This is a genomic window from Variovorax atrisoli 110B (genome assembly GCF_000382045.1).
Classification (GTDB): Bacteria; Pseudomonadota; Gammaproteobacteria; order Burkholderiales; family Burkholderiaceae_C; genus Variovorax; species Variovorax atrisoli.
The window spans coordinates 53,260-67,461 of the sequence record NZ_KB907450.1; the positions used below are offsets into that span (position 1 = coordinate 53,260).

The following is a 14,202-nucleotide window of genomic DNA, read 5'->3' on the forward strand; positions in this document are numbered from 1 at the left end:
GGCTTCGCAGGGCCTTTCGCTCAAGCCTCTTCGGCCTGCTCGCTGTACTCGCTCACCGGCACGCAGCTGCAGAACAGGTTGCGGTCGCCGTAGACGTTGTCGACGCGGCCGACAGGCGGCCAATACTTCGCGGTCTTGAGCGAAGCCAGCGGGAAGGCGCCGAGTTCGCGCGAGTAGGTGTGGCTCCACTCGCTGCCCAGCAGGCTGGCGGCCGTGTGCGGCGCGTGCTTGAGCGGGTTGTCTTCCTTCGGCCAGACGCCTTCCTCGATGCGGCGGATCTCGCCGCGGATGGCGATCATCGCGTCGATGAAGCGGTCGAGCTCGGCCAGCGGCTCGCTCTCGGTCGGCTCCACCATCAGCGTGCCGGGCACGGGGAAGCTCAGCGTGGGCGCATGGAAGCCGTAGTCGATCAGGCGCTTGGCCACGTCTTCGGCGGTGACGCCGCTGGTGTCCTTCAGCGGGCGCAGGTCGAGGATGCACTCGTGCGCGACGTGCCCGTTGGGGCTCGCGTACAGCGTGGGATAGTGGTCCTTCAGGCGCGCGCTGATGTAGTTGGCGCTCAGGATGGCCGTCTCGGTCGCGGCCTGCAGGCCCTTGGCGCCCATCATGCGGCAGTACATCCAGCTGATCGGCAGCACCGCCGCGTTGCCCAGCGGCGCGGCCGACACCGCGCCCACGCCGTTGGAAGGCACGCCGGCCGTTGCGTGGCCCGGCAGGTAGGGAACGAGGTCTTCGACCACGCAGACGGGGCCGACACCGGGGCCGCCACCGCCGTGCGGGATGCAGAAGGTCTTGTGCAGGTTCAGGTGGCTCACGTCGCCGCCGAACTCGCCCGGCGCAGCCACGCCGACCAGCGCGTTCATGTTGGCGCCGTCCACGTACACGCGGCCGCCGTGCGCATGCACCAGCTCGCACAGCTCCTTCACGCGGGTCTCGAACACGCCGTGGGTGCTGGGGTAGGTGATCATCACCGCGGCGAGGTTGGCGCTGTGCTTCTCGCAGGCGCGCTTGAGGTCGTCGATGTCGACGTTGCCCTGCGCGTCGCAGGCCGTCACCACCACCTGCAGGCCGACCATCTGTGCGCTGGCCGGGTTGGTGCCGTGCGCGGAAGACGGAATCAGGCAGATGTTGCGGTGGCCCTGGCCCTGGGCCTCATGGAAGGACTTGATGGCCAGCAGGCCCGCGTACTCGCCCTGCGAGCCCGCGTTGGGCTGCAGGCTGATGCCCGCGTAGCCCGTGGCCTCGCACAGCCAGGCGCGCAGCTGGGCGTCGAGCTGGGCATAGCCCTGCAGCTGGTCGGCCGGTGCGAAGGGGTGGATGTTGGCGAACTCGGGCCAGGTGATGGGGATCATCTCGCTGGTCGCGTTGAGCTTCATGGTGCAGCTGCCCAGCGGGATCATGCTGCGGTCGAGCGCGAGGTCCTTGTCCGACAGGCTGCGGATGTAGCGCAGCATCGCCGTCTCGCTCTTGTGGGTGTTGAACACCGGGTGCGTGAGGAATGCGCTGGTGCGGCGCAGGTCTTCGGGGATCAGCGGCGTGGTGTTGCCGGCGAGCTCGTCGAAGCGCGGCGCCTGCGTGCCGGCGGGCGCGAACAGGGCCCACAGCATTTCGACGTCGGCGCGCGTGCTGGTCTCGTCCAGCGAGATGCCCAGGTGCTGCTGCAGGCGCTGGCGCAGGTTGACGCCTGCTGCCTGCGCGCGCTCGATGATCGCCTGCGTGTCTTCGCCGGTGCGGATGGTCAGCGAGTCGAACGCGGTGGCATTCACCGGCTCGCGGCCCATCTGCGCGAGGCCCTTGGCCAGCACGGCGGTGAGCGCAGCCACGCGCTGCGCGATGCGTGTGAGGCCGTCGGGCCCGTGGTACACGGCGTACATGCTGGCCACCACGGCCGGCAGCACCTGCGCGGTACAGATGTTGGAGGTGGCCTTCTCGCGGCGGATGTGCTGCTCGCGCGTCTGCAGCGCGAGGCGGTAGGCCGGCTGGCCGTGCGTGTCGACGCTCACGCCCACCAGGCGGCCCGGCAGCGAGCGCTTGAACTCGTCGCGGCAGGCCAGGTAGGCGGCGTGCGGGCCGCCGTTGCACAGCGGCATGCCGAAGCGTTGCGTGGTGCCGCAGACGATGTCGGCACCCCATTCGCCCGGAGGCGCGAGCAGCGTCAGCGCCAGCAGGTCGGCCGCGACGATGAAGGCCGCGTCGCACTGGTGCGCATGGCCCGCGAGCGGACGCAGGTCGTGCACGTGGCCGGTGGTGGCGGGGTACTGCGCGAGCACGCCGAAGAAGGCGCCGCTCACCATCAGGTGCGGCAGCGTTTCCGACACGGTGCTCACCTTGACCTCGATGCCCAGCGGCGCGGCACGGGTCTTGATGACCTCGATGGTCTGCGGATGGCAGTCGCCCGAGACGAGGAACACGTTGCTCTTGCTTTTCACGCTGCGCTTGGCGAGCGTCATGGCCTCGGCGGCGGCGGTGGCCTCGTCGAGCATCGAGGCGTTGGCGATGGCCATGCCCGTGAGGTCGCACACCATCGTCTGGAAGTTGAGCAGGGCTTCCATGCGGCCCTGCGAGATCTCGGCCTGGTAGGGCGTGTAGGCGGTGTACCAGGCGGGGTTCTCGAGGATGTTGCGCAGGATCACGCCCGGCGTGTGGTTGCCGTAGTAGCCCTGGCCGATGAAGTTGCGCAGCACCTTGTTCTTCGACGCCATCGCCCTCAGCTCGGCCAGCGCGTCGGCTTCGGTCACCGGCGCGGGCAGGCGCATCGGCCTGGCACGGCGGATGGCGGCGGGCACGATGCCGTCGATCAGCTCCGCGCGCGTTTCCGACCCGATCGCCGGCAGCATGCGCGCCTCGTCCGCCGCATCGATGCCGATGTGGCGGGCAATGAATTCTTCGGCGTTCTCGAGTTCTTGCAGGGTGGGGAGGGCAGCGGGCTTCGACATGGCAGGGCTGGTGATAAGAGCTTGGGGCGGGGGAGCGGGGTCAGAACGCGGAATTCGCGAAGGTTTTGCAGAGGTCGCGGAAGGAGAACCAGGAGTTGATTCGGTTTCTTCTGCGACTTCTGCCTGGTTCTTGTATTCCTTCTGCGTTCGGCTGTCCGATTTATGGGATCAGGACTCGGCAGCGAACTTGTCGTACGAGGCCGCGTCCAGCAGCGCGTCGAGCTGCGAGGGGTCGCTCAGCTTGACCTTGAAGAACCAGCCGGCGGCCAGCGGGTCGCTGTTGGCGAGAGAGGGGTCGGCGCGCAGCGCTTCGTTCACTTCGGTGATTTCGCCCGAGACGGGCATGAACACGTCCGCGGCGGCCTTCACCGATTCGACGACACCGGCGACTTCGCCCTGGGCGAAGGTCTTGCCGATCTCGGGCAGGTCGACGAACACCACGTCGCCCAGCGCGTCCTGCGCATGCACGGTGATGCCGACGGTGGCCGCGTCGCCTTCGGCCGACACCCATTCGTGGTCCTTGGTGTACTTGATGCTCATGGTGGAAAAACTCCTCGTGGAAAAAATGTTTCGGGGTACAGAGCCTAGCCGTTCAGCCGCGGTAGTAGCGGGTGGGCACGAAGGGCATGGTCGACACTTCCATCGGCACCGGCTTGCCGCGCACGATGGCCTGCACGCGCGTGCCGGGTTCGGCGAACGCGGTGGCCACGTAGCCCATGGCGATGCAGCGGTCGGCCGTGGGGCCGAGCAGGCCGCTGGTGACGAGGCCGATGTCCTGGCCTTCGAAGGACTGCAGCACCGTGCCGTCGCGCACCGGAATGCGCTCCAGCGCCACGAGGCCCACGCGCTTGCGCTTCAGCGTGTCGTGGTCGGTGCGGCCGGCCGCGCCGGCGGTGGCCGTGGCGAGCTGCGCAAGCACCCTGGCCGCGCCCGGAAAACCGCCTTCGCGCGCACCGCCCGCGCGGCGCACCTTCTGCATCGCCCAGTTGAGCGAGGCCTCGACGGGCGTGGTGGTGGTGTCGATGTCGTTGCCGTAGAGGCACAGGCCCGCTTCGAGCCGCAGCGAATTGCGCGCGCCCAGGCCGATGGGCTTGACCTCGGGCTGGGCCAGCAGCAGGCGGGCGAGGCGTTCGGCGTCGGATTCGGCCACCGAGATCTCGAAGCCGTCTTCGCCGGTGTAGCCGCTGCGGGTGACGAAGGCCGCAATGCCGCCGATCTGCACAGCGCCGCCAGTCATGAACACGAAGCGCTCGACGCCGGGCGACAACCGCGCCAGCGTGGCCGCGGCCTGCGGGCCCTGCAGCGCGAGCAGGGCATGGTCGGGCAAGGGGCGCACCTCGCAGCGCGAGCCGATCTTCTGCTGGATGTGGGCGATGTCGGCCACCTTGCAGGCGCCGTTGACGATCACGAAGATCGAGCCGTTGCCCTCGTTGAAGAACATCAGGTCGTCGAGGATGCCGCCCTCGTCGTTCAGCAGCAGGCCGTAGCGCTGCTTGCCGGCGGGCAGGTCGATCACGTCGACGGGCATCAGGGTCTCGAACGCGGCCGCGGCGTCGGCGCCGACCAGGCGCAGCTGGCCCATGTGTGAGATGTCGAACAGACCGGCCGCGTCGCGCGTGTGCTTGTGCTCGGCCATCAGGCCGGCGGGGTACTGGACCGGCATCGAATAGCCGGCGAAGGGCACCATGCGTGCGCCCAGCTCCAGGTGGAGGTCGTACAGCGGCGTCTTGAGAAGTTCGGTAGCGGATGCGGAGGAAGCGGCCACGGGGCACTCCAAAGGGGCAGTCGAAATCCATGACGCAAGCCATGGGCCACCCCTGCTGTCCGCTTTACCTGAGAGATTCGCCCCACGATCGGGGTTTGCTCCTTCGGTGGGCCGCTGCCTGTGTTTGGCGGCGGCCTCTCTCCAGCAAGGAAACGCCGGTTTTCACCGGCGCCTCGTCAGTCCTTTTGCCTGAGCGTTCGGGGGAAACTTCCCCCTGCGCCTTCGGCGGCCCCGGCATGCGGGGCTCTCTCCTGACCCCGGGAAGTGTAGTGGATCGCGCGGCATGGCCGGCGATTCAGGCTTTTTGCGATCAGCGCGCCCACAGGTACCAGGCCCCGGCGGCGACCGCGATCCACACCGCCACGACCAGCGCGGCGCCCCAGCGGCTGGTCGGTCTGGCGCCGGCACGCTGGATCCAGGCATCGGCCTGCAAACGGCATTCGGAGAGGACGGATGCCGGAATCAGCCTGATCGTGAGCCAGATCAGCCCCGGCAGCAGCAGCACGTCGTCGACGTAGCCCAGCACCGGCACGAAGTCGGGGATCAGGTCGATCGGGCTCAGGGCATAGGCCACCACGAACACGCCCAGCGCCTTGGCATACCAGGGCGTGGCGGCGTGCCGGCAGGCGAACCAGAGCGTGACGCCGTCGCGCTTGAGGCGCTTGGCCCAGTTGCGAAGGCGCTCGGACAGCGCGGGTGTGGGACGCGAGGAAAGATTCACCCGGCGATGGTGTCACAGCCCCGGCCGGGGTCTTCAGTGAATCACTTCGGCCGGCGGCAGCAGCCGGTCGATGCGCTCGCGCAGCGATTCGGCGCGCTCCACGCCGGCGGTCTTCTCGATCTCGGTGAGCATCAGCGCGGCGATGGTCAGCATCGCCTCGCGGTCGCGCGCCTCGCGCAGGGCGTCGCGCATCTGCAGTGCGAACTTAGGGTCGCGGCGCACGAACATGCGCTCGCAGATGTCGAACAGGAACATGCGCGTGGTCGCCAGCGAGCGCTTGCCGTCGAAGGTGTCGGCGGCGGTGGCGACCTGGATCGGCTCGACGGCCGGGATGGGCGAGGGCGCGGGCTGTGCGGGAGGCTCGGCCGGTGCGGCTGCAGCCTTGGGGCCCTGCAGGTAGCCCTTGTCGATCAGCGCCTGGATCGTCCGCTCGGCTTCATCGCGGTTGGGGAAGAGGGGACTGAAGTCGGTCAGGGAGCGCCGGCCGTCGGCCATCAGCAGCAGGGCGCGTTCGCGCTGGGTGAGCGTGCGCTGTCCGCCCTGGAGTTCGTTGCGCGCCTTGTCGGTCTTGGTGGGAAACATGGCAGCCACAGCCTTGGGGAAACGAAGGCTGCAGCATGGTTGCAAGCGGTGACACCTTCGTGAACCGTTTGGCTTACAGGGCCATTGGTCCGGGCGCCTGCATCATCCGCCCGCGCCCTCCTTGCGGATCAGCCAGCGGCCCCCGACGCGCTGAAGCTCCAGCGTCTTGCGGCTTTTCTCGCGCAGCTTGTCGGCGCTGTAGGTCTGCTGGAAGCTGGCGGTGGCCGCCTGTCCCTTGAGGCTGATGACGAGGCTGTCGATCTCCACGCTGATTGCGGCCTTCTCCTCGATGCGGGCGCGGCGGTCGGCCTCCCATGCCTTGCGGTCCTGGCCGCGCGGCGGGGTGAAGTCGGGCGCGTAGGCGGCAAGGTAGCGAGTCACGTCGCGTGCGGACCATGCCGCGGCCCAGGCGCGCACTGCAGACTCGACTTCACGGATGCCTGCTGCGGGATCGGCCGGCGCGGCGGCGGCTGCCGGCGTCGTCGGCGCTATTGGCGCGACCGGCGCTCCTGGCGCTACCGCCGTCGTCGGTCCGGCGCCGAAGGCAGCCGGAGCCAGCAGCGTGCTCCCCAGTACGCAGCTCAGGAATCGATTCATGGCGCAGTGTCCCTCCTCGTCGTTTCGCCGGCCCTTCGGCCCTGCGCCCGATTCTGGCAGCGAACATGCGTCGGGCCGCTTTCAGGCGGCGGCTCCCTCGGCGTCGACGGGCATCGTCTGCATGGTGCGGTTGCGCAGCCGCAGCGCGAGCACCGCCGCCACGCACAGCAGGCAGAGCACGGCGGTCAGCGTCACGCCGAGGCCGCGCGCGTCCGACAGCATGCCGAAGAGCGGCGAGACCAGCCCGCCCACCGACAGCGCCAGCCCCAGCGCGATGCCGCTGGCGGTGGCCGGGTTGCGCGGAAGGTAGTCCTGCGCGAGCGTCACCTGCGCCGCGAAGGGCAGGAACATGCACAGGCCGAAGAGCCCGGTGCAGGCCAGCGCCCAGCCGGCGCTCGGTGCGAGCACGATGCCCGCGAGCGAGGGCAGCGCGAAGAGGTAGCCCGCGCGGATCGTGCCCATGCGCCCGATGCGGTCGCCCAGCCACCCACCGAGCAGCGTGCCGACCGCGCCCGCCGCCGTGAACGCGGTGAGCGCCGCCGCGCCCTGGAAGGCCGAGCCGTGCAGGTCGCGCGTGATGCGCAGCGACAGCATCGACATCACCGTGACGTATGGGATCGACCAGCCCACGATCGTCGCCACTAGCAGCCCGAAGGCGCGCCAGTCGTTGTGCGGCTTCATCAGATGGTCGCCGGCCTTTCGCGCCCCCGCGGCGGCGCTGCCCGAGGCCGCTCCGCGCCGCGTGTTCACGACGAACCACACCAGGCCCATCGCCAGCGCGGGCACGCCCAGCAGGTAGCTGCGCGACAGGCTGCCGCCGCCCACGGCCGTGGCCGCCAGCACCGGCGCGAACGAGGCGCCGATGGTGCCGCCCACGGAGAACACGCTCATCGCCTTTTGCGAGCCGCCGCCGGCCGCGCGTGCAGCCACCGTGGCCGGCGGGTGGTAAGCCGCGATGCCCAGGCCGCACAGCGCCATCGCGATCCAGGTCAGCAGGTAGCTCTGGCTCAGCCCCGCCAGCACCACGCCCAGCGCGGCCACCAGGAAGCCCGTGGGCACCAGCCAGCTGCGCGGGTGGCGGTCGGCGTACAGGCCGAACAGCGGCTGCACCACGCTCGACAGGCCCGTGGCCGCCAGCATCAGCCCGCTGACGGCGGTGTAGCTGTAGCCGCGCTCCAGCACCATGAACGGCAGCAGGGCGGGCACGAGGCCCTGGTAGAGGTCGTTGACGGCATGGGTGCCGGTGAGCAGCCCGAGTCGGCGCTTGTTCATGACGGATGCTTCTTTCGTTTGCGGTAGGAGTGAAAAAAGCATCGTAGGAAGCCGTGAGAAGATGTTCCTGCTACGAATTGGCAAGCATCGTCGAGAAATGGACAAAGCGATCGACCTCCGCCCCGAGCAAGGCGAATCCACCCCGCGCGCGGTCGCGGTGCTGGCGACCGACCCTGCCGGCGACGCCTTCATTCCGCCGCACACGCACCGGCGCGGCCAGCTCATCCACGCGATCTCGGGCGTGATGCTGGTGAGCGCCGCCGCCGGCAGCTGGGTGGTGCCGACCGGCCGCGGCGTGTGGGTGCCCGGCGGCATGGAGCACCGCATCCGCATGGCCGGCGAGGTTCGCATGCGCACGGTGTTCGTCGAGCCGGGCACGCGTGCCGACCTGGGCAGCGAATGCCGCGTGATCCACGTCGGCGCGCTGCTGCGGGAGCTGATCGTCACGGCCGTGTCGCTGCCGCTGGACTACGCGCCGGGCAGCCGCGACGAGCGCGTGATGGAGCTGATCCTCGACGAGATCGAGGCCGCGCCGGCGCTCTCGCTGCATGTGCCGATGCCGCGCCATGCCCGGCTGGCCGCGTTGTGCGAGGAACTGGTGCGCGATCCTTCGCTGCCCGCGACGCTGGACGAGTGGGCCTCGCGCCTGCACATGAACACCCGCACGCTCGCGCGCCTGTTCCAGCGCGAGACGGGAATGAACTTCGGGGCTTGGTGCCGGCAGGCGAGGCTGCTGCTGAGCCTGCCCCGGCTGGCAGCGGGCGCGTCGATCCTGGAGGTGGCGCTGGCCCACGGCTACGAGAGCCCGAGCGCCTTCACCGCCATGTTCCGGCGCACGCTGGGCGTGCCGCCGAGCGTGTACCTGCGCCGCGACTGACTATCTCGCGTAGACCAGATCCCGCAGCGCCAGCGAGATCCACGGCACGTAGGTGATCACCATCAGGCAAGCGAGGATCACCAGCACGAACGGCACGAGATGCCTCACGATGCGGTCGAGCGAGATGCGCGCCACCGTGCAGGCCGCGAACAGGTTCACGCCGAAGGGCGGGGTGATCATGCCGAGCGCGAGGTTCACCACCATGATCAGGCCGAAGTGCACCGGGTCGATGCCGAAGTGCACCGCCACCGGCGCCAGGATCGGCGCGAGCACGATGATCGCCGCGCTGGTCTCGATGAACATGCCGATCACGAAGAGCGCCGCGTTCACGCCCAGCAGGAACATCGCCGGCGACTTCAGCACCTCCTGCAGCCAGTGGCCGATCGCATCGGGCACGCCGGCACGGGTGATCAGGAACGCGAACAGGCCCGCGTTGGCGATGATGAACATGATCACCGCCGACGACACCACCGACTTGCGCAGGATCGCGTAGAGGTCGCCCAGCCTGATCTCGCGGTAGATCAGCATGCCCACCACCAGTGCGTAGAACACCGCCACCGCAGAGGCTTCGGTCGGCGTGAAGATACCGCCGTAGATGCCGCCGAGGATGATCACCGGCATCAGCAGCGCCCAGCCGGCCTGCCACAGCGCGCGCCCGAAAGGCATGCGGCCTTCGCCGTCGTTCTTGCCCCAGCCCTTCCACTTGCAGTAGACCCATACGAACAGCATCAGCGCGAGGCTGATCAGGATGCCGGGTCCGAAGCCCGCGATGAACAGCTCGCCGATGGACACCTCGGCGCTCACGCCGTACAGGATCATCGGGATCGACGGCGGGATGATCACGCCCAGCTCCGCGCTGGTGGCCTGGAGCGCCGCAGCGTACGAGGTCGGATAGCCGTGCTTGATGAGCGCAGGGATCAGGATGGCGCCGATCGCGAAGGTGGTTGCCACCGACGACCCCGACACCGCGGCGAAGATCATGCAGGTGAGCACGCAGGTCATCGGCAGGCCGCCCTGCACGCCGCCCACGATGCTCTTGGCGAACTCCACTAGGCGCCGCGAGATGCCGCCGGTCTCCATCAGGTTGCCGGCCAGGATGAAGAACGGAATGGCCGCCAGCGGAAACTTGTTGATCGAGTTGAACATCTCCTTCACGGAGATCAGCATGTTGGCGTTGCTCACCTGGATGCCCAGGATCGACGCCAGCCCGATGGACACCGCCACCGAGATCGACAGTGCGAAGCACAGCACCATCGTCGCAACCATCACGGTGCTCATGATCCAGCCCCCACTGTCGGCATTTCGTGTCCTTGCGGCTCCTCAGGGGAGCCGTTCGCCCGCATGGGGCGGCCCGGCGCGGCGCTCATTGCGCGGTCTCCAGCTCGAGCCGCTTCGGGTCGAGGAAATTGCCGACGATGCCGAACAGGCAGAAGAGCGAGCCCACCGGCAGCGCGAGGTACGACCACAGCATCGAGACGCTCTCGAGCCCTGCCATCGACTGCACGCGACCGCGGATGGCGTAGTCCCAGCCCCACCACAGCACCACCAGCATCAGGACCAGCGCGGCGACGCTCACCACCGCATCGAGCATCCGGCGCACGCGCGGCGGACTCCAGCGGTAGAGAACGTCCACGCTCACCATCGCGCCCTGGCGAAACGCGGTCGGGATGCCGAGAAACACCATCCAGATCAGGCTCACGCGGATCAGGATCTCGCTCCACTCGGCCGGCTGCTCCAGCACGAAGCGGGTGATGATCTGGAACAGGCCCAGGCTCGACGCGACGACCAGCATCAGGCAGGCCATCAGCATTGAGGCGCCGGTGGTCCAGCGCTCGATGCTCAGGAACTTGTCTTTCACTTGTAGTCGCGGATCTTGTCGAGGTTGGCCTTGCCGAATTCCTTCTCGAACTGGGCATTGACCGGCGCGAGCGCGGCGACGAACCTGGCCTTGTCGACGTTGTCGATCACGGTCATGCCCTTGGCGCGCAGGTCGGCCACGCCCTTGGCATCGTCCTCGTCCACGCGCGCGCGGTTGGCCTTGGTGCCTTCCTTGGCTGCGTCGAGGAAAGCCTGCTTGTCGGCAGCGCTGAGCTTGTCGAAGCTCGCCTTGTTCATCAGGAAGATGCAGGGCGAGTAGACATGGCCCGTGAGCGACAGGTGCTTCTGTACCTGGTCGAACTTGGCCGAGATGATGACCGGCAGCGGGTTCTCCTGGCCGTCGACCGTACCTTGCTGCAGCGCGGTGAAAACCTCGGGGAACGCCATGGGCGTGGTGATGATGCCGAAGCCCTTGTAGGCGGCGATGTGCACCGGGTTTTCCATCGTGCGCATCTTCAGGCCCTTGAGGTCCTCGGGGCCCTTCACGTCGCGCTTGCTGTTGGTCATGTGGCGGAAGCCGTTCTCGGCCCAGGCCAGTGCCTTGAAGCCCTTGGCGTCGAACTTCGTCAACAGGTCCTGACCGATCGGACCGTCGAGCACCGCGCGCGCATGGGCCTTGTCGCGGAACAGGAAGGGCACGTCGAGGATCTTGGTCTCGGGCACGAAGTTCGGCACCGGGCCGGTCGAGGAGAAGGCGAGTTCCTGCGTGCCCAGTTGCACCGCCTCGATCGACTCGCGCTCGCCGCCGAGCGAGCCGTTGTAGAAGGTCTGGATCTTGTAGCGGCCGCCGGTGCGCTTCTCCACTTCCTTGGCGAAGGTGTCGATCGCAACGCCCTGGTGGGAGTTCTGCGCGGTCGAGATGCTGATCTTCATGGTCGTCTGCGCGAAGGCGACCGAGCTCAGGGCGAGCGAAAGGCAAGCGGCAGCGATGGGGCCGAATTTCATGGTGTCTCCGGGGATTGGGGTCAGGAGCGCGTCAGGCGCGCTTGATCCGACTATGCCGTAACCGGAAGCTTCACCGCGTCGGGATTTTCACGGACGTATTCCCGGATCACTGCCTCGAAGCTGTCGTCGGCGGTCAGCCCCAGCGCCCCGGCGCGCGCCGTCTCGAAATGCCCCGGCCAGGTCTTCACGATGCGCATGATCGTCGGGTCGGGCGTGCGGTCGAGCAGGGCGGTGGCGGCCTTGCCGGCCACGCGCTCCAGCGCCGCGGCCATCTCGCCCACCGTGGTCGGCAGCGAGGGCAGGTTCAGCGCGGTGCGCGGGCCCCATTGCGCGTCGCTCGCCTCGGCGGCGCGGATGATGCCCTCGATGGTGCGCGAGGGCGAAGCGATGGCTACGGGCGTCTCGTCAGGCACCGGGCAGGCTGCGCGCAGGCCTGCCAGCGGCTCGCGGATCATTCCGCTGAAGAAGCCCGAGGCCGCGCCGTTGGGCTTGCCCGGACGCACGCTCACCGTCATGAGCCGCACGCTGCGCCCGCGCACGAAGCCCTTGCGCGTGAAGTCGGCCACCAGCTGCTCGCCGATGAATTTCTGGATGCCGTAGCTCGTCTGCGGCGTGGGCAGCGTGTGGTCCTCGATCACCTTCGGCAAGGGCTGCTCGGGCGAGTCGCCGAACACCGCGAGCGAGCTGGAGAACACCAGCACCGGCTTCGTGCCGAGCGCGCGCACCCGTTCGAGCAACGCATGCGTGGCGGCGAAGTTGCTGCGCATGCCGAGGTCGAAGTCGGCCTCGCATTCGCCGCTCACTGCGGCCGCCAGGTGGAAGATGGCATCGGCCTCGCGCCAGGGCGTGGCGTCGGCCTGTGCCAAGAGCTGGTCGTTCAGGTCGCCGGTGATGGCCCTGATGCGCGCATCGGCCGCAAGGTCGGCCGGCGGGGCCGCGCGGTCGACCAGCGTGATGCGCTCGATGGGGCTTGCGGGCGCGCCGGCCAGCGAAAGGCTGCCTTGCCTGAGCAGCGTGCGTGCGAGGCGCGCGCCCACAAAGCCTGCGCCGCCGGTGATGATGATCTGCATGGGTCTTGTCTCCTGTGAGCGCCGAGGATAAGCGTGCGGTGCATTTCCCGTCCGATCGCGGGCGGCGGCGAGGGCGACAGGCCTGTGGCATGCTCGATCGCAGGCTGCGCCTCGGAGCCCGTCGCGAAACCCGTCGCGCACGAGCGCCTTTCATCGACAGGAGACATTGCATGCTCACGGTCATTGTCTTGTGGCTACTCGCCGTGGCATGGCTCGTGGCAAACGGCCTGTTCGCCGAGAAGCCTTCGCCGCAATACCGGCGAAGACGGACACTGGTGGCGTGGATGTTCCTTGGTGGTTGCGCGGGAGCGCTCGTCGGCCTGGCCGGGCCGGCCTTCTCTCTGCCGGGCTCCATCTTCGGCGCCATGGCCGCCGGGCTGGCGGCGCGCAGCCTGGTTCCGGTGTGAAGTCCGGACTCCTGAGCAGAAACAACGACGACATGACGATGCAGTTCCCACCCGATTTCCTCGAAACGCTGCGGCAACCGGTGCTCGGCGAAGCCGACCTCGACACCCAGTCCTCGTTCTTCTTGCGCGAGGAGGTCAGGGATTTCTACCTCTCGGTGATGAAGAGCCCGGAGAAGAACGAGGTGCTGCAACTGGCTGTCGACCAGCTGCCCCTCCTGCATCCCCACCGTGCCGCGCTGCTCGCCCTGTTATGCGGTGCGCTGGTGGAGGACGGGGCCGATCCGCACCTGCTCTTCGGTGCGGCGCTCGAACTCATGTCCGACCTGCTCGCCTCGCTCGAACCCTTCTGCGCGACGCAGCCGCTCGAAGGCGACGATGACGCGGACCCCGACGATCTCGCCGAATGGCAGGCCGCCAATGCCGCCCTCGGCGCGCTGTCGGCGCAGGAGCGTTTCGAGGTCGAGGCGCGGCAGGCCGCGGCCGGGCTGCTGGTGCTTCCGCTGATGGCCATGCTCATGCGCGACGTGCGCAACCACCGCGCCCTGCTGGCCGACGGCGAACTGGTGGCGCGCATCGATGCGATGGCCGTCAACGATTCGCTGCCGATCGAAGGCCTGCACTTCCTGCAGGGTGCCGCCGAGCTGACCTACGAGGACGAACTGGTCGTGGTTCTACCAGCCTCCGGCACCGGCATGCTGGTGAAGGCCCATGCCATCAACAACAACTTCCACGCGTTCTCGCTGCTGCAGAAGCTGATGCGCAAGCACGCCAAGGCGCTGGGCATCCAGCCGCCCCAGGCGCCCGCGGGCGAGGCGGGTGCGAACGCAAACCGTGACAGCGACTCGGCCGAGTACCTGTGGCTGCAGGCCCACGCCTTCAGCAACGGCGAACTTGTCGATCCGATGGCGTGGTCATGGGGCGAGGGTTCGCTGCGCGAGAACGTCCGCAGGCAGGGACGGCTGGTGCTCGTCGCACTGGACACGCAGAACAAGCCCAGCCGCAGCTGGAACGGGTTCGACCGCGTGCTCCATTCGGAGCAGAAGTCGCGTGTGTCGCTGGTGCGCCTGCTCACGCCCGAGGAGGTCGCCGGATACCTTGCCTGAGGCGGCAGGCCTTCCGGCCATGCCAAGGAAAAGGCCCTCCGAAGAGGGC

Annotated in this window: 14 protein-coding genes and 2 riboswitches; of the genes, 3 read left to right on the forward strand and 11 right to left on the reverse strand. The window is 68.5% G+C overall.

Annotated features, from left to right (window positions below; all coding sequences use genetic code 11):
- Positions 1–20 precede the first annotated feature (20 nt).
- From gcvP to G369_RS0100290, 7 genes are all read right to left on the reverse strand, one after another.
- Positions 21–2,936, reverse strand: a complete 2,916-nt coding sequence (gcvP, locus tag G369_RS0100260) for an aminomethyl-transferring glycine dehydrogenase (protein ID WP_019651960.1) — start codon at positions 2,934–2,936, stop codon at positions 21–23.
- A gap of 168 nt (positions 2,937–3,104) precedes the next feature.
- Complete coding sequence (gene gcvH, locus G369_RS0100265) at positions 3,105–3,476, reverse strand: glycine cleavage system protein GcvH (protein WP_019651961.1); 372 nt, start codon at positions 3,474–3,476, stop codon at positions 3,105–3,107.
- Positions 3,477–3,528: 52 nt separating this feature from the next.
- A complete protein-coding gene (gene gcvT, locus G369_RS0100270) occupies positions 3,529–4,701 on the reverse strand; it encodes a glycine cleavage system aminomethyltransferase GcvT (RefSeq protein WP_019651962.1) in 1,173 nt (390 codons plus the stop codon).
- Between the two features lie 45 nt (positions 4,702–4,746).
- A riboswitch (glycine riboswitch) is annotated at positions 4,747–4,856 on the reverse strand.
- 12 nt (positions 4,857–4,868) lie between these two features.
- A riboswitch (glycine riboswitch) is annotated at positions 4,869–4,965 on the reverse strand.
- A 46-nt stretch (positions 4,966–5,011) separates the two neighbouring features.
- On the reverse strand, positions 5,012–5,422 hold the full coding sequence (locus tag G369_RS0100275; RefSeq protein ID WP_019651963.1) for a YkvA family protein: 411 nt from the start codon (positions 5,420–5,422) through the stop codon (positions 5,012–5,014).
- 33 nt (positions 5,423–5,455) lie between these two features.
- Positions 5,456–6,004: a hypothetical protein gene (locus tag G369_RS0100280; protein WP_019651964.1), complete on the reverse strand. Its 549-nt coding sequence runs from the start codon at positions 6,002–6,004 to the stop codon at positions 5,456–5,458.
- 102 nt (positions 6,005–6,106) lie between these two features.
- Complete coding sequence (locus tag G369_RS37420) at positions 6,107–6,601, reverse strand: L,D-transpeptidase Cds6 family protein (protein ID WP_080647784.1); 495 nt, start codon at positions 6,599–6,601, stop codon at positions 6,107–6,109.
- A gap of 81 nt (positions 6,602–6,682) precedes the next feature.
- A complete protein-coding gene (locus tag G369_RS0100290) occupies positions 6,683–7,873 on the reverse strand; it encodes an MFS transporter (protein WP_019651966.1) in 1,191 nt (396 codons plus the stop codon).
- Positions 7,874–7,970: 97 nt separating this feature from the next.
- Between G369_RS0100290 and G369_RS0100295 the strand changes: the two genes are divergently transcribed.
- Positions 7,971–8,750, forward strand: a complete 780-nt coding sequence (locus G369_RS0100295; RefSeq protein ID WP_019651967.1) for an AraC family transcriptional regulator — start codon at positions 7,971–7,973, stop codon at positions 8,748–8,750.
- Here the strand turns inward: G369_RS0100295 and G369_RS0100300 are convergent, their stop codons facing one another.
- The 4 genes from G369_RS0100300 to denD form a co-directional block, all read right to left on the reverse strand.
- The gene (locus tag G369_RS0100300; protein ID WP_019651968.1) at positions 8,751–10,028 is read right to left on the reverse strand and encodes a TRAP transporter large permease; all 1,278 of its coding nucleotides are present in this window, start codon (positions 10,026–10,028) and stop codon (positions 8,751–8,753) included.
- Positions 10,029–10,113: 85 nt separating this feature from the next.
- A complete protein-coding gene (locus G369_RS0100305; RefSeq protein ID WP_019651969.1) occupies positions 10,114–10,608 on the reverse strand; it encodes a TRAP transporter small permease in 495 nt (164 codons plus the stop codon).
- Complete coding sequence (locus tag G369_RS0100310) at positions 10,605–11,573, reverse strand: TRAP transporter substrate-binding protein (protein WP_019651970.1); 969 nt, start codon at positions 11,571–11,573, stop codon at positions 10,605–10,607. Before G369_RS0100310 ends, G369_RS0100305 begins: the two co-directional genes overlap by 4 nt.
- A 50-nt stretch (positions 11,574–11,623) precedes the next feature.
- Positions 11,624–12,643: a D-erythronate dehydrogenase gene (gene denD / locus G369_RS0100315; RefSeq protein WP_019651971.1), complete on the reverse strand. Its 1,020-nt coding sequence runs from the start codon at positions 12,641–12,643 to the stop codon at positions 11,624–11,626.
- Between the two features lie 170 nt (positions 12,644–12,813).
- Between denD and G369_RS0100320 the strand changes: the two genes are divergently transcribed.
- Both G369_RS0100320 and G369_RS0100325 read left to right on the forward strand, forming a co-directional pair.
- The gene (locus G369_RS0100320) at positions 12,814–13,050 is read left to right on the forward strand and encodes a hypothetical protein (protein ID WP_019651972.1); all 237 of its coding nucleotides are present in this window, start codon (positions 12,814–12,816) and stop codon (positions 13,048–13,050) included.
- Between the two features lie 32 nt (positions 13,051–13,082).
- Positions 13,083–14,153 carry a hypothetical protein gene (locus G369_RS0100325; RefSeq protein ID WP_020722895.1) on the forward strand — a complete coding sequence of 357 codons (1,071 nt, stop codon included), beginning with the start codon at positions 13,083–13,085 and terminating at the stop codon, positions 14,151–14,153.
- Positions 14,154–14,202: the final 49 nt, after the last annotated feature.